Below are 18,484 nucleotides of genomic sequence, written 5' to 3'. Positions count from 1 at the left end.
CTTGATGAAATGAAGATCGGCTACCCGTGCATCAACCGGAGCATCGGCTGCTCCTCGGGCCGCACGTTCCGGCTCTCCTCCTACTCCGGCGAACGGCTGGAGGAGACCGTCCGGGAGAACCTCAGGTGTCTTGGAGAGATCCTCCGCTTCAACCAGAGAGAGTGCCTCCTCTTCTTCCGGATCGGCTCCGGCCTCGTGCCGTTCGCATCGCACCCGGTCTGCACCGCCGACTGGCAGGAGACCTTCGCGGAGAGGTTTCGCGATATCGGCCGGTTCGTTCGCGAGAACGATATGCGGATCTCAATGCATCCCGATCAGTTCGTCGTCATCAACGCGAAAGACCCCGATATCGTCGGTAAGAGCATCGCTGAGCTCAGTTACCACGCCGCTCTTCTCGACGCCATGCACCTCGATGAGACCGCGAAGATCCAGATCCATGTCGGCGGGGTCTACGGCGACCCCGGGTCCGCCATGAAACGATTTACAAGCGTGTCTTCCGGGCTCGACGAGAGCATCATTCGCCGGTTGGTCGTCGAGAACGACGACTCGCGCTACACCCTGGCCGACTGCCTCCGCATCCACGAGGAGACCGGCATCCCGGTGCTCTTCGACGTCTTCCACCACCAGGTCAATCCCTCCGGCGCCGGGGTGGCCGAAGCGGTCGAACTCTCCGGCGCGACCTGGCGGCCCCGCGACGGCATCCCGATGGTCGATTACAGCACCCCGATGCCCGGCGGACGAAAGGGCCGGCACGCGGAGAGCCTTGATGCTGCCGACTTCGAGCGGTTCCTCGCCGCGACCGCACCGGCGGATATGGACATCATGCTTGAGATCAAGGATAAGGAGAAGAGCGCTCTTGCCGCCGTCGGGATCGCCCGCCGGGACGGGCGGTTCCGCCTGCCGCGAGAGCGGTAGCCGGTCAAGGGGTAACGATCTCCAGTGTCGGCGGGACGAGCGCCGAGGCGATGGCGTGGCAGATCCCGTTCGTGCAGAACGCGTCGGTCTCGACGAGCGGGACACTGTTGACGGTGATCCCCCGGTCGGACGACCGTATGACGAGATCCGTCCCGAGGCTCGACCGTACGGCGGCGATGGACCGGAGATCCTCCGATGTCAACTGTCCCGGCACGACATGGTAACTCACGATGAGGAAGAGTTTGTCCGTATCCTGCCGTATCTCATCCATCCGGTCCTTCGGAACCCGTGAGAACGCCTCGTCCGTCGGGACGAAGACCGTGAATGGCCCCCGCTCGCGGAGCATCGGTTCCATTCCTGCTATCCTGACCAGATCGAGAAAAACGGCGAGGTTCTCGGAGTCCTCCAGGGTTTCGATGATACTCTTCATGTTGCTCTCTCCACGCGCACCTAACCGTGCCGGGTTATTTATATGTTCCGGCTACCCGTGTACGGCGACCGTTCTTGCAACGGGCGGCGGCAGGAGCAGCGCGGAGACCGCGTGGCAGATCCCGTTCGTGCACCACGCATCGGACTCCACGACCGCCGCGCCGTTGATCAGCACCCCCTCCGGCACAATCTCCACGGTCAGGTCATCGCCCTGGAGCGATCGGAGCGTCCCTATGCCGAGGAGATCGATCATGGAGTGCACACCGGGGACGGTATGGTAGTTCAGGGTATCGCCGAGTCGGTCGGCGTTCCGGAGGATGGCCTCGAGTTCGGGCCGGTGGATCTCGCGGAAGACATCGTCGTCCGGGACGAAGAGCGTATAAGGCCCGTCGCTCTCGAACCGCTCCTCCATGCCGGCCGCCCGTACAAGGTCAAGAAAGACGTCAAACGATCCCGAGTCACGCAGGGTCGCGAGGATACTCTTCATGCGAACCAACTCCCGCGGGAGATGGAGGGGCACGATATATATAACTACGGGCAGCCCCGCACGGCCCGGTGAGCCGGCCGATCTACACCGCCGGGAACCTATCGCTTCACCCGCGCCTCGACCACCTGCGGCAGGAGCACCCTGTCGATGACATGATAGATGCCGTTCGTGCACTCGACATCGGGCTGGATGACGGTGGCATCGTTCACCCGTATCGCTCCGGGAGGCCCCGTGAGATCCAGGTGGTCGCCCTGCAGCGTTCGGATCGCCTCCATCTGCGCGAGTTCGTGCGTGGTGAGCTTGCCCTGGATCACATGGTACAGGATCATACCGGAAAGCCGCTCCCGATCGGCCGTGATGCTCTCCATCGCCTCCCGGGAGAAATCGGAATATGCCTCGTTCGTTGGGAACAACGCGGTATACTCCCCTCCCTGGAGCATCTCCGCCTTCCCTCCGGCCTGCAGCATCGCTACGGAGGTGCTCAACCGGTCGTCTTCCCGGGCTGTCTCGATGATACTCTTCATGGGTAACCCCCGGGTTATTTTGCCAGATATATAAAATTACGGATATAGAAGTTTAGAGGGCATCCAGTGAGAGGAGCGCTGTATCCTGCCGCCGTCTTTTGCCGGGAAGAAAAAGAAGGGTTTTTGGCCGGACGATGCTCTCCGGCCCGGGTTCAAACGTTCGTCGACAGGTAGGCCTGTTCGGCCTCTGCAAGCGTCGCAAAAGGAACGCTGTCCAGGACATGGATGATCCCGTTCTCCGCCTCGATGTCTCCCTCGAGTACGACAGCCGTGTCCACCTGCGTACCCCGGTCGGTCTTCCTGACCATGATGTTGTTTCCTTCGACGGTCTGCACGACGTTCTTTTTGAGGAGCGCCTCAAGCGTGCACTTGTGATTGCTGATCGTGAAGAAGTCGATCAGGTGCGAGAGCATCTGTCTGTCGTTCATGATCATCGACTGGTTCGGTTCGGGGATCGCATCCCACGCCGAGTCGACCGGAGCAAAAAACGTCATCGGCCCTTCGCCCTGCAGCGTCTTCTCCTCGCCGAGGGTCTGGATGATCTCGACCAGCCGGCCGAACCTGCCATCGTTCTGCAACGTATCAAAGATCTTCGCCATTACCAGGTACCTCCCTGCGGGCGGTTCGTGGTCGGCTCTCATATATAGATATTATTATATGTTGCAAAATATGAAACCCGGTGAGGATACACACTCCCGGGGAAGAGGCCCGCCTCTCACTCGCGGGTCGGATCGGCGATATACCCTTCGAGGAGTTCGAGCGCCTCCCATTCCCGGGCGCCGCCGCACTTCCTGACAAGGGCGCTGTGGTGCTCGATAAGCTGCCCGAGCCAGGGATCGCGGTTCTTGACGTAACGGGTGGCATGGACCGTCGCGTCTACGATGCTTGCAAACCCCCGGTTCACCGGATGCAGCCGGAGACCGAGCACCTCCTCTTTCAAGGGGCTGAGCCGCGCGACAAACGCCTCGCCGCCCGACCGCTCCACGTCGGCGGCAAACGCGGCCCAGGCCTCCACGTCACGGAGACGGGAGACGGTCGTCCCGTCGATCTCCTCGGAGACGAACGCATCCAGTGGGAGGTCGTCGAATGCGGTTCTGACGTAGATCACCGGATCGAAGACGAAGTTCGCCACCACCCACCGGTCGCGGGCGATGTTCCGGGCGGTGTGACTCCCCCGGAAGAGGACCATGTGGAGCGAGCCGTTCCGGTTGATGATCCCCATCGGAGCGGCGTTGTGGTCGGTGGTCGCGATCACCTCGTTGATCCCCTCGGTCAGCAGTCCCATTGCCACCCCTCCCCGAGCGCCACGTATATCCCGGCGATGGTGATGTCGGCGATCGATCCCGGGTTGATCCCGGCTGCGACACACTCCGCATCGAATGCGGCGAGATCCCGCTTCCCGTCGAGCACCTCCGCCGCGGCCCGCATCGTCTTCTCCGCCATGGCCTCCCCGTGCTTCTTCGCGATGAAGGTGTCCGGCTCAGTCGCGAGGAGATCGAGGAACGCCGCAACGATCGACTCCCTGCCGCACCCGTGCGCGTGGAGCAGGTCGGCGCACCGCCGGGTCAGGGCGAACCCGTTCGTCCACTCCCGGGCGACCATATCCCGGGGCGCTGAGTAGGCCATGAGATCGGCAAGGGTCATCCCCCGCTCCCGGATGGCGGCGACCGAGGCCGGATCGTTCACGTCCAGGTCGTCGCTCTCCGCCATCCGGACGCTCGTGAGGCCGAACGCCGCGTAGAACTCGACCGCGTCCTCGACGTCGGTTGCGGCGATGACTGCTCGCGCCCCCTCGATATCGCCCCCGAGGACGAAAGGGATGAGGAGGATGAACGCCCCGAAATGGGTATTCCCCCCGGAATGCCCGTTCGTCGCGCTGACTGCCTCCCGGATGAGGCTTCCGACCCTGCCGCCGGTCTTCTCGGCCTTATCAAAGACCGGGCGGGCGAGGATCGTCGAAGCGAGGAAGTGCTCGAGATGGGTGTCCGAATAGTCGTGGCACCTGTCCACGTTCCCGGGTTTCGGGTAGGCGGAGACCTCGAGCATCATCGCCATCTGCGCACGTTCAGCTCGATTCATCGACGGGCTCTTCTTCATCGAATATCCTGTGTATGATCTTTTCCGCGAGGTGGTGCTTGCACCGCATGTACTCGCGCGCAGAGAGGCCCTTCTTCTCAAGCGTCATGTTGCGGAACATGCAGGGTGAACTGATCTTGCAGCACCAGGCGAGGCTCCCGAAGCAGGTGCTCTTCCCGTCTTCGAGCGGGGTCTCCTTCGCCGCCTCCTGCTTGAACTTCAGGTAGTCGTCGCGAGAGAGCCCGACCCTCTCGAGGGCCGGGAGGAGCGGACAGGCCTTCACCGGCATGCAGCAGAAAGCGAGCGCCCTGATATCGCCGCCGCGGCAGAGCTGTTTCGGGGCATTGTACCAGCCCCCCTCCTCGGCCGACCGGGTGATAGCGGCATCGAGTCCGGCAAGCGTCCAGGGGTCGGACTTCCGGGCGAGCGAGACGAGGTCGGCCCCGTGGGAGAAGGCGTCCATTGCTTTATCGAAGGTGGTGATGGAGTTGTTCGCGATCAGCGTCAGGGGGGAGGCGTTCCTGATCTGGCGGACTTTGTTGTGCCCGAAGTCCATCAGGTCGACGTGGAGGATATCCGCTCCCGCCTTCCAGACGGTGCGGGCGAGAGCGGCGTCGTCGGCGGCGACACCCGCCCGGATCTTCACCGAGACGGTCACGTCCTCGGCCTTCAGCGCCCCGACGATCTCAACGAGTCTCCCCGGGTGCTGGAGAAGATATTCGCCGCACCCGGCCTCGATCATCGCCGGCTGCCGGCAGTGGGCGTCGATCTCGTAGACCACCGCGTCCTCGAACGCCCGGGCGACCCCGGCGTAGGAGGCGGGCGTGCTCCCGCGGAGGTTGAGACCCGTAACGACGTCGCTCTGTTTCAGGGCGTCGATCTCGCGGCCGAGCGCTTCGAGCGGGTCGTCGTATAAGAACTCTTTTCGGCCCTCCCCGGCCATCCGCCGGCTTGCCTCGATGGTGGCAGCGTCGATGGAGTAGCCTCCGATGAAAGCCGCCCCGACGTGATCCGCCCGCTCGAGGACGTACGCCGCATCCACGATCCCGGCCATGGATGCGATCGCCACCGGTGTTTTCACGATCCGATCGTTTATGAGGAGCTCAAAACGATCATATGCTTCCATCATACTTCTCCATCAGTTGGCGGTGTGAGAGGATATTTGTGTCGGGTCGGGGCCGGTCTTCCGAGACGGCATCGATCGGGTGGACAGTATCCGTATCGGCGTTTACTCAGTGGAAGGCATCGGCGGATGGAGTATTAAACCTGCTCTGCACGAGCCGCCGGTGCGTGAAGAGCCGGTCGATGCAGTGGGCGATCCCCTGCCTGAAGTCAGCCGCCGGATGGATCTTGAACCGGGGCCCTTAGAACCAATCGGTAATTATTTTAATATCGTATCGTATTACCTTGTAACATATGACTATGAAAGGCATGTTACTGGTCGGACACGGGAGCAAGCTCCCCTACAATAAGGAACTGATCGAGACCACCGCGAAGTTCATCGCCGAGAAGTCAGACGGCTACATCGTCAAACCCGGGTTCATGAGCCTCAACACCCCGACGGTTGGGGAGCAGCTCGAGGCGTTCCGGAGCGAGGATATCGATATGCTGGTCGTCGTCCCGCTCTTCCTCGCAAGAGGCGTCCACATCGAACAGGACATCCCCGAGATCATCGGCCTCCCGAAAGGGGAGCGGAAGGGCGAGTTCCAGCTGAACGGGAAGACGGTGCCGCTCGTCTACGCAAACCCCATCGGCAGCGACCCGCTTCTCGCCGAACTGATGCTGAAGAATGCGTCCGATGCGATCGCCGAACTGAAACCCTGAAGAGCATGCGAATCCTGGTGCTGGATACCATCCACGGCGGGGCGGACCTCGCCGGAGCACTCCGGGATGCCGGCCACCAGGTGGACGAGGTGGACGTCTACCGGGGGCAGACCGGCATCACGGTCGAGGAGGCGCTCGCCCGGACCTACGACCTGGTCACCGCACCGGTCCACCTCGATCCCGATCACCCGCTCCTGCGATGCCACGGCCCCGCAGTCTCGCATCACGAGATGGTGAAATGGGTTCTCGGCGACGGCCGGCTCCCGCACCCCTTCATCGAGATCACCGGGGCGCGGGGGAAGACCACAACCGCCCACGCCCTCGCGGCGCTGCTGCCGGGCCCGGGCATCCTGCACACCTCGACCGGGACCTACCGTTACCCGGAACGGGAGCGGCTCTGGAGGAAGAGCATCACGCCCGCCTCCCTTATCCCGGCAGTCCGCGAGGCGGAACGGATCGGGGGCTGGCTGGTCGCCGAGGAGTCGCTTGGGGTCACCGCCGCCGGGGACGTGGCGGTGCTGGCATCATCGGAGGACTATCCGGTCGCGGCGGGGAAGAAGAACGCGATCACGGAGAAATGCCGGCTGCTTTCCCGGGCACGGACGGTCGTGCTCCCGCCGGGGCTCGATCTCCCGGGAGCGGTCGCGGCCGGGAGTATGGTATCCTCCGAGGGGGCGGTCTGCCGCTACTCCGGGAACGGGATCCGCGGGTCGTTTGAAAACCCGCTCTACGCCCTTCCGGGCTACCGGACACCGCTCGCGCTCGCGGCCGCGACCGCCTGCATCCTCGGGGTCGACCCATCCCCTCTTGGGGGGTTTGCCGCCCTCCCCGGCCGGATGGCGGCACGGCGGGAGGGGGATATCCTGATCGTCGACAACGCAAACAGCGGAACGAACATGATGACCACCGTTGAAGCCGCCCGCTACGCGAGGGAACTCTCAGGCGACGGCGCCCTGACCCTCGTCATCGGCGAAGAGGCGCGGGCGGTCTGCGAGGGGTTCTCCAGGAACGAGATCCTGCGGACGGTATCGACCGTCAGGCCGACCGCGACGGTCTACGTCGGGGAGGGGTATCCCGCGGCGACGCTTGAGGAGGGGCTCGATGCCGCGAGGAAGATCACCCCGGCGGGCGCGATCGTCCTCGCGGTAAAGATGTGGAGATAAAGCATGGACTACATTCAACCAAGACCGAGTTCTATCGTCGCGGCGCTGTATACCGCCCGCGACCTGGGGGTGGACGTGGCGATCCTCCACGGCCCGTCGGGCTGTTCGTTCAAACACGCCCGTCTCCTCGAAGAGGACGGCATGCGGGTGCTGACGACGTCGCTTGCCGACAACGAGTTCATATTCGGCGGGCACGACCCCCTGATGCGGGTGCTCCGCCACGCGGAGAAGGAGTTTGCACCCCGGCGGATAGCGGTCGTCGGGACCTGTGTCTCGATGATCATCGGGGAAGACCTCCAGTCTGCGATCCACGATGCGGAGGTCGAGACCCCGGCGATCGCCGTGGATATCCATGCCGGGTTCCGGGAGAACATCGACGGGGTGCTCGCGACGCTCGAGCCCGCCGCTGCCGCGGGCTGGATCAGCGCCGAAGAACTTGAACGGCAGCGCTACCTATTAGCGAAGGCAAACGAGGTGGAGAGGCTCCGGGGAGCGGCTTCACGAGCCTACATCGAGCCCGAGCGCGGCGATCTCAAGCACGTTGCGGCAGAGCGGCTCGTCGACCTCGCCGACTCGGGTGCGAGGGGCGTCGCGGTCATGAACGCGAAGAAGGAGACCGCCTACATGTTCGCCGACGAACTCATCGCGCTCCACGACGCCTGCCCGGACGCCGCCATCACGTATCTCGCAAACCTCGAAGACCGCGGCCTCCCGAAGGTCAGGGAGGACGCCGAACGGATCCTCGGCGGCATGCGGGAGCGCGGGGTCGACCCCGGACTCCTCGGGGCGCTCGACGAGTACGGGGCGAACGGCCCCGCTATCGGGGAGCGGATCCGGGAACTCGACCCCGACTTCGCCCTCATCGTCGGAGTGCCGCACGCCGTCCCGCCGGAGTACACGGAAGGCATCGAGGTCTTCTCGATCACGAACGGCCCCCGACAGGTGGCGCCGCTCCGGGAGATGGGGCACCGGCACGTCATGGTCGAGATCGACCTGCACCCGAAGACCCTCGGCGTCCGGGATATCGTCGAGAGCGAGTTTGGGGCGGTTCTCCGGAGCATGCGATGAAGTCCTTCCTCGTCGCCGGCGACCGCTCCGGGAGCGGGAAGACGAGCGTCACCCTGGCGCTCTCGGCCCTCCTCTCGACCGACCGGGCCGTCCAGACCTTCAAGGTGGGGATGGACTACATCGACCCCTCCTACCTCACCGGGGTGACGGGCCGGCCCTGCCGGAACCTGGACGGCTACGTGATGAGCCCGGACGAGGTCCGGGCGGTCTATGCCCACGGGTGCCGGGGAGCGGATGTCGCCGTCGTCGAGGGGGTGCGGGGGCTCTTCGAGGGCGCAGAAGCGCTCACCGACCTCGGGAGCACGGCCGCGATCGCGAAACAACTCGACCTGCCGGTCATTCTCGTCGTCAACGCCCGGAGCATCACCCGGAGCGCGGCGGCGATCGTGAAGGGCTTTCTGGCGTTCGACCCGGACGTCGATATCCGTGGAGTCATCCTGAACAACATCACCGGGACCCGCCACCGGGAGAAGGCCGTCCGTGCGATCGAGCACTACTGCGGCATCCCCGTCGTCGGGGTCATCCCCCGCACGGAGGAGATGGAACTTGCGATGCGCCACCTCGGCCTCGTCCCCTACCGGGAAGGGCAGGAGCACGGCGAGTTCCTCTCGCGCATCGAGACGGTGAAGCGGATGATCGCCGATCACGTCGACCTGGACGCCCTCCTCGCGCTCGCACGCGAGGGCGAACCGCCGGCGGAGGAGAGTTCCGTCTACGCGGCTGTCGAGCCGGACGTCCGGATCGGGGTCGCGCTCGACGAGGCCTTCAACTTCTACTACGCCGACCTCTTCGACGTCCTCGCGTCGTGCGGGGCCGAGACGGTTCCGTTCTCCCCTGTCCACGACCCATTGCCGGAGGCCGACGGCTACATCCTCGGCGGCGGCTACCCGGAACTCTTCGGCGCGGAACTCGAGGCGAACACCGCGATGCGGGAGGGGCTCCGGGAGGTCTCGCGGAACGGGGTGCCGATCTACGCGGAGTGCGGGGGGCTCATCTACCTCACCGACCGGATGGTGCTCGCTCCGGGGTTCGCGGGGTCGGGAGAGACCTACGAACTCGCCGGGGTCTTTAAGGGCACAACGAGGATGCCGGCCCGCCGGATGCTCGGCTACGTCGTCGGGACGAGCGCGGCGAAAAGCCCCGTGGGCGAGGCGGCGTTCCGCGGCCACGAGTTCCACTACAGCAGCGTCGACCTCGCGCCGGAGACGCGCTTCGCCTACCGGCTGAGCCGGGGGAGCGGGATCCGGGACGGGTTCGACGGCGCGGTCCGGGACCGGACGATCGGGAGTTACACGCACCTCCACCCGGTGACGAGCAGGGGTATGCTCGCGCACTTTGTGGACTGCTGCCGGGGTTAAGCGAGCCCCGCAGTATCTCCCGGGCCGCCGCTGACCCCTGCCGGGAGCACGAAGCACAAAACATACTAACTTACCGATACTACACTGATTCCATGATCATTTACCTTGACGGCAAATACGTCCCCGAAGAGGAGGCGAAGGTCTCGGTCTTCGACCACGGGCTCCTTTACGGCGACGGTGTTTTCGAGGGGATACGGGCCTACAACGGCAGGGTCTTCCGTCTCGATGAGCACATCGCACGGCTCTACGACTCGGCGAAGGCGATCGACCTCGCCGTCCCGATCACGAAGGAGGAGATGGCCGAGGCGATCAAGGAGACGCTCCGGAAGAACAACCTGCGGGACGCCTACATCCGCCCGATCGTGACGAGGGGCAAGGGCGACCTCGGTCTCGACCCCCGGAAGTGCAAGGTGCCGACCGTCATCGTCATCGCCGTCACCTGGGGCGCGATGTATGGCGACCTCTACGAGAAGGGGCTCCGGGCAGTCTGCGTCTCGGTCCGCCGCACCCCGCCGGAGTCGATGCCGCCGAACGTCAAGAGCCTGAACTACCTGAATAACATCCTCGCGAAGATCGAGGCGAACTACCGCGGCGTCGACGAGGCGATCTTCTTCGACACCAAGGGCTACATCGCCGAGGGCTCGGGGGACAACATCTTCGTCGTCAAGGACGGCGCCATCATCACCCCGCCGACCCTGAACAACCTGCGCGGCATCACCCGGGCGGTCGTCCTCGAGATCGCGGAATCGATGGGCATCACCCTCCTCGAGCGGAACCTCGGCTACTTCGACCTCTACACCGCCGACGAGGTCTTCGTCACCGGAACCGCGGCGGAGGTCGGCCCGATCCGCGAGATCGACGGCCGCGTCATCGGGAACGGCAAGCCCGGCCCCATCACCCGGCAGCTGATGGCGGCCTTCAAGGCCGTCACCCAGAAGGAAGGATCCCCGATCGACGGGTAAGGGGACTCAGGTTCCCTGCCATAACTTTTTTATCTCCTCACGCCCAAGTTGTATAGCACTTCGGTGCAACGATTCGCTGCTATAGTGTAGGGGCCAATCATGTCGGCCTTTCACGCCGACGACAGGGGTTCGAATCCCCTTAGCAGCATACTTCTTTTGATGAAACGATCGCTTGAAACAAATGCTCAATACAATCTCGTGTATTGGGATGAACACTTTGGATACTCATTCACCGGCGTGATCATTCGATATGTGCCACCGTGACTCAGAGACCCATTAGGACATTTTATCCGTTGCTTATCCAAATCGGTAGATATAAGTGATCTAAAGTGGAGAAACCCAGATTAAAGCGCCGGGATCGGGCTCCGGATTAATATTCAGATAACCAACCGCATTAACCATATTCTAGATGGAATCAACAGATTCCCGACACCGAAAGGTATGATCGCAGAAAATGATGCATTGCAACGAGAAAATATCACATCTCTCTGAAGGTCGATCCCATGAACAATAATAACGTTGCCATCTATCTTGATTTCGAAAATCTTGCAATTTCGGCAGAACAGACGTACCCCTCTCGTGAAAAACCACTTCTCTTACGCCCGATTCTCGATTTCGCAACAAGTCTTGGTAACATTTGTATCAAAAAGTCATATGCGGACTGGTCACAGGAAATAGTTCATCAATACGAGAGAAAACTAGTGAAACATGGTTTTGAGATGAGACATCTCCCGCAGACCAGTTCCCAGGGAAAAAACGGAGCTGACCTGCAGCTTGCCATCGATCTACTGGAGGATATGCAACTATTCCCAATAATCGACGTGTTCATACTCGGTTCCGGTGATACTGATTTCATCCCTCTTATCCGTCGGGTGCTTTCACGCGGTAAGCGAGTGTACGTCATTGGGTTTGACAATTCTGTAGGGACTGTAATAAAAGAAAACTGCACGGAGTATAAATCACTCGAAGAATTGTTGGGTATCGACGAAGATGTTGCCGAAGATGCCGAATTGGGGGCAAACCAACGGTTAGATGAAAATATCAACAAACTTTCGGGACGGGAATTGCTCATCCGGTTTATCAAGAACCGGCCATTCGAGGACCCCATACTGCTATCCCAACTCAAACCACAACTTGTTCGGTTACAACCTTCTTTTTCTGAGAAGCAGCTTGGATTTTCTTCGTTCAAGCAGTTCATTGAATCTTTGGAAGGGGATGTCGTTGAGAAAATTGAAGCAGACCCCGAAACCGGGCATCCTCAGGCATATTTGAAGGATCTTACAGAGATCGAAAATGTCGGTATCGATAAATCACTTCAGATTGGTGATTTCCTGTACAAAGCCCTCCGATACCCAAAAGACCCTACGGTGAGGGATGAACTTTCTGAGAAACTTTATACATTACTCTCTTCGAAACAGCCCGTTTCCATGCACGATATGGTAGATCACATCTTTGAAAAAACGAACGGTACTATCCCAAAAATAGCGATACGCAAATTTGTCTTTGCTCTCGGACAGGGTCGGGCATTCCACTATGCAGATCGAGATTACTCGGGATCTCTGCTTAGCAGGCCGCAGGTATTGAACGACTCGATCCAAGCACCAGATGACATTAAGAAAATATATCTGGAGAGGGTTATCGAGGTTATAGAGAGGAAGTACTCGGATATTGAGAATGAACTATTGAAGTCCCTCCTAAATTGATTATCTAGCACATGCGATCACCCCAAAATCTCTCAGATGTTGGACATCGGAACAGATGGGGGTAGCAGCGCCGTGGATATCCTCAAGACGGGGGAGGAGATCCCCCGTGATGAACCTGACCTGAACGCCCCCGCCAACCCGGCACCGCTCCCCTCCGCCATAGATACATCACCCTCCCCACCTCCGAAAGAGAAGGAGTTCCTGAAGAAGCACCTGAGCGGTCGTTCACCGGCAGGCCCCGCCCGCTTCCATCAGGCGGGCGACATTCCGCAACCCCCATGCATCGAGAAGCGTGAACGCGGCCGCCATGAGGACGAGCCCGGCGAGCAGGGCGAGCAGGATCTCAACCAGTTCGTCGGGCAGGGTGATTGCGAGGAGCCCGAGTGCGAGCGAACTCACCCCCAGGCCAAGAGTATACCAGAACCCCTTCGTCAGCCTTCGGCGCTCCCGGACCACCCGCAGCAGCGTGACGGCAGCGCTCGACAGGAACCAGACCATGAGGGTCAGCAGGATGAGGACGAGGTAGAGTTTCCAGAAGACGAAGAGAACGAGACCGGCGCCCGCAAGCATACCGCCCCGGACGATCTCCCTGCCTGCACGCTCTTTATGGTCCCTCCCCCGGACGCCCTCAACGATCGTGAGGAGACCGAGGATGAGGACGAGGGAGGGCAGGATCACGGTGAAGAAGAGTATGGTCTCATCAACTGCCAGGAGGAGGAGGACGGCGCCTATCGCGAGCAGGACCGCACCGAGGCCCATCTGGAGTTTCCAGCTCACGCGCTGGTCGAGAAGGCGCTGCCGGGGATCTTTCCGGGTCGCATCTCCGCCCGTCACGAAGATCGTCTCCATCGTCTCGTGGATCATGAGGACCAGAGGGGCGTCGTCGATCAGATGCATAATAAGGCTCTTCTCCGGGTCGTACCTGTCCATGTGGACACGATACTCCGAGGCGGTCTCGTGAGCATGGTACTGACCCCTCCGGTAACTCGCGATCGTCCCCGGACTCGGTACGTTGATGGCGGACCGTTTCCAGCCCGGCTCGAGCGGCTCGGTCACCAGGGCCTTCGGTACGACGACCTGAAAGACCCCCTGGTGCAACGCATCGAGATACGACTCAAGCGTGCTCAACCGTGCCCCTCCTCATCACCCGGTCCCGTCTCAGGATCTCCCGGTACCGATTGGAGTTGTTCCCCTCCGGATTAACCGTGCTGCTATACAGAGATCCGTAGATGCATCGATTTGCTGGCGGCCGGGTTCATAACACTATCTCCGGGCGTTGAGGATTATAGTTCTCGTCATAGAATCCCTGTGTCCGGGGGGCGGCGCAAAGCCGGGGGCATTGAGGACTTAAGGGCTTAATGAAAGCGTGCCGGACCCATACCCGCCTTCAGGAACCCGGAGGCAGATGCAGGGACTCGTTGCATGCAGGCGACCCCATGCGGTTACTCCCGGATCACGAATCCCTGCAGCCCGGAAGATAGCGTGGCCCCGGCGGAGACGATGATCACAAGGATGCCCGATAGCAGACCTGCGGTTCCGGCGTCCCGCATGGGCAACAGAACCCGTTGGGAGATCTCTTTATATTCCGTTACAGCGTCGAAGGGTCCATGCCCATAAGGGAGTATTTCGGAGACGATGACTGGAAGAACCTTGAGAGCCTGCCGTACGCGGTTTCCATAACAGTAATGGCCGCAGCACCATCTCTCCTGGGTGCATGGGGCGAGACCAGAGCCATGTTAGAAGAACCGCCCCGGCTGGCAGCGGCGAGCGGAAGCGAACTGGTCGGCCTTGTCTCTGCCGGCATGCAACCCCGGGCCGGGGAGCTGATCAAAGAGCAGCAGAATCTGATGAAACAGGATCAGATGGGGTATAGGAGCAGGACCATTGCAGCCTGCAGATCCGCCGCCACCGCTCTCGCTACGGTACCGCCGGACGAGGCCGAGTCCTATAAGAGGTGGTTATTGCAGATAGGCGAAAAGGTGGCCCTGGCAGCCAAAGAGCACGGCGTTGCGTTCAGCGATCCGGAAAAGGCCGCCCTCGGTGAGATCGCTGTTGCCCTTGGCCTCCAGGCAGAGAGATAAAAAAAAGCGAGCCGATACCGGCCCCCCTCAGCGAGCAGGTGCCGCGATCGGCTTCTTCTGCTCCTCCGCTTCGGCCGCTTCGACCGCTCCCCGAAGCGCCGCGCCGGCGAGCACGAGGGCTTCCGGTGTGACTATACCATCGGCGATGAGGTATCCATGGGCATCCCGGAGCGCCTGCTTGAGGTCCTTCGCCCAGATGTGCTCGATAAGGAAGATCGCGGCGGCATTGTTGTTCGGGATGATATTCGCTATCTTCCGGACGTTCTCCTCGGTCATCCCGAAGGTATGCCGGGCGGCCGCCGTGGTGCCGGCTTCCCAGCCGGCCTGTACGCCTTCCTCCCCGCCGGCCCCAAGGCCGATGAGTGCGCCGACGGCGGCGCCGAAGCGCTCCCGCTCCACATCGTCGAGTTGTGTCGCCTCCATCCCCTTGACGTTACCGTCTGCGTCCTTCCATACGAACCGGAGATCGATCAGCCTGATGACGCCCTTCTCCATCGCCGAGCCGAGCACCTGCCGGATCTGGCCGTGGAAGTCCGGGTTTTTGAACCCGATGACCAGGAGCTGCATCGGTCCATACATAACTTCAGCCATATTCTATGCCTCCTATAACAAACTGCATGGGTTGCCTGCCTGCACCCCGTGATCCAGTGCCCCCCCTGCCGCAATACAACTGCATCGATAGAACGCTTCTACCTGCACGCTTTGCGTCTCTCTCCGGAAGTGCGCAGACCGGCGGCGGGTCAGGATTCCGATAGGCCACCAGGCATAAAAATATAAGCATATAATTCCGGTGAGCCCGAATATCCGGATACTCGCCATGATAAGAACCGTCCCCCAATCGGGCTCCGTGTTCAGCCCTGCTGCCGCGACGGCCCTGCTGACTGCCCTTCGCTCTTTCCTCCTCCAATAGCCGCCTAATGCGCCATCTGGTCGAGCGCCGCCGTCACGGCGAGGACGAGCGCGTCGTCGTGCCCCGGCTCCACCTCCACGCCGTAGGTATCCCGGACCCGGAACCACTTCTTCGAGATCTCGGCAACCCGCTCCCGCCGCCCGGCCTCGATATGGTACTCGTGGTCGAGGATGTTCCCCTGGACATCCCAATCCTCCCCTCCGGGGATACTGACCGTCCACCGGTCCCGGAGCGGCGCGATCAGCGCCTTCTTGATCGTCGCCGCCGTGCCGCCCCCGCCCTTCTCGATCTCCATCGTATCCTTGATCCGGAGCATCCGCTCCTGGATCGTGTAGAGGTCCTGCCCCTCCCTGCTCTGGATGACCAGCGTGTTCCGCACGCGGAGCGCTTTCCCGTCCACCTTGAACGCCCGCTCTCCGGCCGCGTCCTCGATCCAGTAGTCGTCCCCGATGGAGACGAGTTTCTCGTGCATCTTATAGCGGTGTGCCCCGCCGGCCTCTTCGCGCCCTCGCGGGCCGCCTTCTGCTCTCCTTCGCATCATGGATATCACCTCATATACCGTCGAGCCGTCGTCCCCACGACCCCGTTCCGGCTCACCGGGCCCGGGTCGCCGCAAGCCCGGTGATCGAGCGGGTGAGATACGCCGGGGCGGACAGCTGCCAGCGTCGATTATATTATGGTGCAATTATATTTGTCGGTGAGAATAAATCCCCCTGGAACTATAGTGGTGAGATCGGCAAACCGCACCGAAACGATGCAAAACTGTCCGGAGAAAGAAGCCCTGTGGGATGCCGGCGTCCATGAGCAGGAGACGACGGAGATTTCGTTTTTGGGCACCGTTCCAGATCGCGCAGTGCCCGGCTAAACATACGCAGTGTATGAAGTTGTCCCAAAACGCTATTGCTGGGAGGGGGACACCCCCTCCCGGACCCTCCCCCGTGTGGCGATACCCAATGGGAAGCCGTTTCATCCCCCTGGCTCAGAATGTGGCTCAGATGGCGGATACCTGGGAATTAAGGGCTCCGGTTAGGGTATACCGAAGGTTCGGAGATCTTTTTGGGACGACCTCTATTCTATCCACGGGCATGAGCCCCTCACCGGGAGAACCTGGGGAAGGCTGCTGGGACTGGCGGGAAGAGTTTCCCGATCCCGGCGAGCTCGAATTTTCCGGGCGGTGTCTGATGCTGCACAGGGCATTGCCGCCGAAATGCGTCCCGAAAGCGAAGAGGACGCCCTCTGCCCCTCCCGTCGGCATCTCGACATGGGCGGAGATGGTTTTGGGCTGGTTGCGGGCGGGCGGGGCGGGAAAATGCTTTCAAGGTTCTCGTGCAGGCCGACCGCTCACGGCAGCCGCTCATTCTCTTCGCCCTTCCCGATCTCCAACGCCTGCTCGATCTTCTCGAGCCGCGTGACGATCTCCCGATACATCTCCTCCTGGCGGGCGAGCATCTCCCGAAGCTCGTTCGCTGTCCCTTGCTCTTTGCCCTGCACCGATGTAATCTTCTCCGCCGGCATCCTCCGGGGTGCCGTCAGCTTATTCGAGAGGAACCCGGCGAGCGTTCCGAAAACGCTTATCCCCGCGGTCATGAGGATGACACCCACGATCCGTCCCTGTGCGGTGACGGGGTACTCATCCCCGTAACCCACCGTCGCGATCGTAACGTACGCCCACCAGAGTGCGTCTCCCGCCGTCCGAATGTTCGCGTCCGGGGCAGTCCCCTCCGCATCGAGCACGAGCACGGCACTCACCTCGATGAGGAGAATGATGAGGAAAAAGACGGAGAAGAGCGCTCCTTCCGCCCTCCGTTCGGAGAACTCATACCGTAATCGTTCGGTCCCGAACGTGCGTATCAGCCGGACGTCGTGTACAATCCGAAAGAGGCGGAAGAACTTCATGCCGGGAACCGGCGCCACGGAGAGGAGATCCGCCCAGCCCACATTCCGGAGGAAATACTGCACCTTCGATTCGGCCGTGAGCAACCGGAAGAGGAAGTCCAGCAGGAAGATAAACGATAGGACGGGGTCCACGATGAGAACAACCCGGGCCGCATTGAGGCTGAGGCCGGGGAAGATGATAAAGATGATATTGAGGATTGACAGGACGGAGAGGAGCAGGATGAACCCCTCATAACCCGACCCCTTGAACTCAACAGGATATTCGGACTCATCCTTCATAGAAGACTCCGTACGTACGGTGCATGAGATACCCTCACCATTCTTGAAAGTCATCATTTTTCGGCGCACTATTCGTCTCCTGCAGGGACAGGGCTCGTCCCGGGTCGCCTTTACTGACCAATCAAACGCCTTCGGACGCCGGTCTGTTTATCTCCGGCGTTTCGAGATCGCGCATCTTCCGGCGGACATGGTAGGTTCCAACCTCGCCGAAGGCCCTATCGTCCCGCATGATGGGGATGATGCCAGGGGGGCCTGCCGTATTTTTCGCGCACTTCGGTGAGCCTCCCCGTCGAGTTCGTCATCCTCGGCAGCCCGTGCATCGCTTAAGCGTGCCTCAAGGATGTACTATGCGGCGTCGCGGGCGGCTTCGTTCTTCTTTTCATTTCACAACTCATCGCTTTCCCATCTATAGGCCTCAATCCGTCCCGAAAGCCCTCCTCACCCCCGGCAGCATGATATAGATCAGGATCAGGGCGTTCAGGAGCACGGCAATGTTATTGTCATACCATGCACCGCCGGTCAGCATTGTGGTGAAACTCAGAAGCAGGTTGAAGACCGTGATGATCAGCAGGAATATCCAGCCCTGGCGATCAACCCGCCAGAGCATCTGGGCAACCCAGAACCAGATGTAGGCGAGCAGGCCGTAGACCAGCGCATACCAGAGGTTGAAGATGCGTGTGTCCAGCAGTCCCAGCCAGGGGAAGAATCCCAGGAACCGCAGCGTGATGATAAGATTGATTACCGCTAAAATTCCGGCCAGTACAGCCAGGATGGTGACCCCGAGGGGTCGTTCTGCATATTCCGTCATT

The 18,484-nt window shown here is 61.4% G+C and carries 20 protein-coding genes and 1 tRNA gene; 9 read left to right on the top strand and 12 right to left on the bottom strand.

Annotated features, from left to right (window positions below; all coding sequences use genetic code 11):
• Window positions 1–9 precede the first annotated feature (9 nt).
• The gene (gene uvsE, locus FKB36_RS07545) at window positions 10–915 is read left to right on the top strand and encodes a UV DNA damage repair endonuclease UvsE (RefSeq protein WP_261597455.1); all 906 of its coding nucleotides are present in this window, start codon (window positions 10–12) and stop codon (window positions 913–915) included.
• Between the two features lie 4 nt (window positions 916–919).
• Here the strand turns inward: uvsE and FKB36_RS07540 are convergent, their stop codons facing one another.
• The 7 genes from FKB36_RS07540 to FKB36_RS07510 all read right to left on the bottom strand — a co-directional run bounded on the left by FKB36_RS07540 (window position 920) and on the right by FKB36_RS07510 (window position 5,560).
• Window positions 920–1,345 carry a fasciclin domain-containing protein gene (locus FKB36_RS07540; RefSeq protein ID WP_261597454.1) on the bottom strand — a complete coding sequence of 142 codons (426 nt, stop codon included), beginning with the start codon at window positions 1,343–1,345 and terminating at the stop codon, window positions 920–922.
• A 51-nt stretch (window positions 1,346–1,396) separates the two neighbouring features.
• Entirely contained in the window at window positions 1,397–1,831 is a 435-nt protein-coding gene (locus FKB36_RS07535; RefSeq protein WP_261597453.1) for a fasciclin domain-containing protein, read from the bottom strand.
• Between the two features lie 98 nt (window positions 1,832–1,929).
• Window positions 1,930–2,355: a fasciclin domain-containing protein gene (locus FKB36_RS07530; RefSeq protein WP_261597452.1), complete on the bottom strand. Its 426-nt coding sequence runs from the start codon at window positions 2,353–2,355 to the stop codon at window positions 1,930–1,932.
• 152 nt (window positions 2,356–2,507) lie between these two features.
• Window positions 2,508–2,954, bottom strand: coding sequence for a fasciclin domain-containing protein (locus FKB36_RS07525; protein WP_261597451.1), 447 nt, complete (start codon window positions 2,952–2,954; stop codon window positions 2,508–2,510).
• A gap of 116 nt (window positions 2,955–3,070) precedes the next feature.
• A complete protein-coding gene (locus FKB36_RS07520; RefSeq protein WP_261597450.1) occupies window positions 3,071–3,640 on the bottom strand; it encodes a DUF447 domain-containing protein in 570 nt (189 codons plus the stop codon).
• Window positions 3,628–4,434: a triphosphoribosyl-dephospho-CoA synthase gene (locus FKB36_RS07515; RefSeq protein WP_261597449.1), complete on the bottom strand. Its 807-nt coding sequence runs from the start codon at window positions 4,432–4,434 to the stop codon at window positions 3,628–3,630. Before FKB36_RS07515 ends, FKB36_RS07520 begins: the two co-directional genes overlap by 13 nt.
• Window positions 4,421–5,560, bottom strand: coding sequence for a methanogenesis marker 9 domain-containing protein (locus FKB36_RS07510; RefSeq protein WP_261597448.1), 1,140 nt, complete (start codon window positions 5,558–5,560; stop codon window positions 4,421–4,423). The genes FKB36_RS07515 and FKB36_RS07510 overlap by 14 nt, the downstream gene beginning before the upstream one ends.
• A 287-nt stretch (window positions 5,561–5,847) precedes the next feature.
• On the opposite strand from FKB36_RS07510, the gene cfbA reads away from it, so the two are divergent.
• The 7 genes from cfbA (at window position 5,848) to FKB36_RS07475 (ending at window position 12,509) form a co-directional block, all read left to right on the top strand.
• Window positions 5,848–6,255 (top strand): sirohydrochlorin nickelochelatase, encoded by a 408-nt coding sequence (gene cfbA / locus FKB36_RS07505; RefSeq protein ID WP_261597447.1) that lies wholly within the window; start codon window positions 5,848–5,850, stop codon window positions 6,253–6,255.
• Window positions 6,256–6,260: 5 nt separating this feature from the next.
• Complete coding sequence (cfbE, locus tag FKB36_RS07500; protein WP_261597446.1) at window positions 6,261–7,418, top strand: coenzyme F430 synthase; 1,158 nt, start codon at window positions 6,261–6,263, stop codon at window positions 7,416–7,418.
• A gap of 3 nt (window positions 7,419–7,421) precedes the next feature.
• Window positions 7,422–8,486 carry a Ni-sirohydrochlorin a,c-diamide reductive cyclase catalytic subunit gene (gene cfbD, locus FKB36_RS07495; protein ID WP_261597445.1) on the top strand — a complete coding sequence of 355 codons (1,065 nt, stop codon included), beginning with the start codon at window positions 7,422–7,424 and terminating at the stop codon, window positions 8,484–8,486.
• Window positions 8,483–9,844: a Ni-sirohydrochlorin a,c-diamide synthase gene (cfbB, locus tag FKB36_RS07490; RefSeq protein ID WP_261597444.1), complete on the top strand. Its 1,362-nt coding sequence runs from the start codon at window positions 8,483–8,485 to the stop codon at window positions 9,842–9,844. The genes cfbD and cfbB overlap by 4 nt, the downstream gene beginning before the upstream one ends.
• A gap of 92 nt (window positions 9,845–9,936) precedes the next feature.
• A complete protein-coding gene (gene ilvE, locus FKB36_RS07485; protein WP_261597443.1) occupies window positions 9,937–10,806 on the top strand; it encodes a branched-chain-amino-acid transaminase in 870 nt (289 codons plus the stop codon).
• A gap of 75 nt (window positions 10,807–10,881) precedes the next feature.
• A tRNA-Glu gene (locus FKB36_RS07480) sits at window positions 10,882–10,954 on the top strand.
• Between the two features lie 355 nt (window positions 10,955–11,309).
• Complete coding sequence (locus tag FKB36_RS07475) at window positions 11,310–12,509, top strand: NYN domain-containing protein (RefSeq protein ID WP_261597442.1); 1,200 nt, start codon at window positions 11,310–11,312, stop codon at window positions 12,507–12,509.
• A 225-nt stretch (window positions 12,510–12,734) separates the two neighbouring features.
• Here the strand turns inward: FKB36_RS07475 and FKB36_RS07470 are convergent, their stop codons facing one another.
• Window positions 12,735–13,637 (bottom strand): DUF308 domain-containing protein, encoded by a 903-nt coding sequence (locus FKB36_RS07470; protein ID WP_261597441.1) that lies wholly within the window; start codon window positions 13,635–13,637, stop codon window positions 12,735–12,737.
• A gap of 437 nt (window positions 13,638–14,074) precedes the next feature.
• Between FKB36_RS07470 and FKB36_RS07465 the strand changes: the two genes are divergently transcribed.
• Window positions 14,075–14,590 carry a hypothetical protein gene (locus FKB36_RS07465; RefSeq protein ID WP_261597440.1) on the top strand — a complete coding sequence of 172 codons (516 nt, stop codon included), beginning with the start codon at window positions 14,075–14,077 and terminating at the stop codon, window positions 14,588–14,590.
• A 27-nt stretch (window positions 14,591–14,617) separates the two neighbouring features.
• Here the strand turns inward: FKB36_RS07465 and FKB36_RS07460 are convergent, their stop codons facing one another.
• The 4 genes from FKB36_RS07460 to FKB36_RS07445 form a co-directional block, all read right to left on the bottom strand.
• Complete coding sequence (locus FKB36_RS07460) at window positions 14,618–15,181, bottom strand: DUF1269 domain-containing protein (RefSeq protein ID WP_261597439.1); 564 nt, start codon at window positions 15,179–15,181, stop codon at window positions 14,618–14,620.
• 323 nt (window positions 15,182–15,504) lie between these two features.
• Entirely contained in the window at window positions 15,505–16,041 is a 537-nt protein-coding gene (locus FKB36_RS07455; protein WP_261597438.1) for an LURP-one-related/scramblase family protein, read from the bottom strand.
• An 800-nt stretch (window positions 16,042–16,841) separates the two neighbouring features.
• Complete coding sequence (locus tag FKB36_RS07450) at window positions 16,842–17,675, bottom strand: potassium channel family protein (protein ID WP_261597437.1); 834 nt, start codon at window positions 17,673–17,675, stop codon at window positions 16,842–16,844.
• Window positions 17,676–18,090: 415 nt separating this feature from the next.
• Entirely contained in the window at window positions 18,091–18,483 is a 393-nt protein-coding gene (locus FKB36_RS07445; protein WP_261597436.1) for a hypothetical protein, read from the bottom strand.
• Between the last annotated feature and the right edge of the window lies 1 nt (window position 18,484).

Source organism: Methanoculleus formosensis (assembly GCF_025384765.1).
Taxonomy (GTDB): Archaea; Halobacteriota; Methanomicrobia; order Methanomicrobiales; family Methanoculleaceae; genus Methanoculleus; species Methanoculleus formosensis.
This window is presented reverse-complemented; position numbering and strand designations above follow the sequence as displayed.

Excerpts from the sequence above, each read along its gene's own strand:
- FKB36_RS07455 (WP_261597438.1), bottom strand. The coding sequence starts at position 16,041 with ATGATGCGAAGGAGAGCAGAAGGCGGCCCGCGAGGGCGCGAAGAGGCC.
- FKB36_RS07510 (WP_261597448.1), bottom strand. The coding sequence starts at position 5,560 with ATGATGGAAGCATATGATCGTTTTGAGCTCCTCATAAACGATCGGATC.
- cfbA (WP_261597447.1), top strand. The coding sequence starts at position 5,848 with ATGACTATGAAAGGCATGTTACTGGTCGGACACGGGAGCAAGCTCCCC.
- FKB36_RS07520 (WP_261597450.1), bottom strand. The coding sequence starts at position 3,640 with ATGGGACTGCTGACCGAGGGGATCAACGAGGTGATCGCGACCACCGAC.
- FKB36_RS07540 (WP_261597454.1), bottom strand. The coding sequence starts at position 1,345 with ATGAAGAGTATCATCGAAACCCTGGAGGACTCCGAGAACCTCGCCGTT.
- cfbE (WP_261597446.1), top strand. The coding sequence starts at position 6,261 with ATGCGAATCCTGGTGCTGGATACCATCCACGGCGGGGCGGACCTCGCC.
- ilvE (WP_261597443.1), top strand. The coding sequence starts at position 9,937 with ATGATCATTTACCTTGACGGCAAATACGTCCCCGAAGAGGAGGCGAAG.
- FKB36_RS07515 (WP_261597449.1), bottom strand. The coding sequence starts at position 4,434 with ATGAATCGAGCTGAACGTGCGCAGATGGCGATGATGCTCGAGGTCTCC.
- FKB36_RS07530 (WP_261597452.1), bottom strand. The coding sequence starts at position 2,355 with ATGAAGAGTATCATCGAGACAGCCCGGGAAGACGACCGGTTGAGCACC.
- FKB36_RS07460 (WP_261597439.1), bottom strand. The coding sequence starts at position 15,181 with ATGGCTGAAGTTATGTATGGACCGATGCAGCTCCTGGTCATCGGGTTC.
- FKB36_RS07450 (WP_261597437.1), bottom strand. The coding sequence starts at position 17,675 with ATGAAGGATGAGTCCGAATATCCTGTTGAGTTCAAGGGGTCGGGTTAT.
- FKB36_RS07445 (WP_261597436.1), bottom strand. The coding sequence starts at position 18,483 with ATGACGGAATATGCAGAACGACCCCTCGGGGTCACCATCCTGGCTGTA.
- uvsE (WP_261597455.1), top strand. The coding sequence starts at position 10 with ATGAAGATCGGCTACCCGTGCATCAACCGGAGCATCGGCTGCTCCTCG.
- cfbD (WP_261597445.1), top strand. The coding sequence starts at position 7,422 with ATGGACTACATTCAACCAAGACCGAGTTCTATCGTCGCGGCGCTGTAT.
- FKB36_RS07535 (WP_261597453.1), bottom strand. The coding sequence starts at position 1,831 with ATGAAGAGTATCCTCGCGACCCTGCGTGACTCGGGATCGTTTGACGTC.
- cfbB (WP_261597444.1), top strand. The coding sequence starts at position 8,483 with ATGAAGTCCTTCCTCGTCGCCGGCGACCGCTCCGGGAGCGGGAAGACG.
- FKB36_RS07525 (WP_261597451.1), bottom strand. The coding sequence starts at position 2,954 with ATGGCGAAGATCTTTGATACGTTGCAGAACGATGGCAGGTTCGGCCGG.
- FKB36_RS07475 (WP_261597442.1), top strand. The coding sequence starts at position 11,310 with ATGAACAATAATAACGTTGCCATCTATCTTGATTTCGAAAATCTTGCA.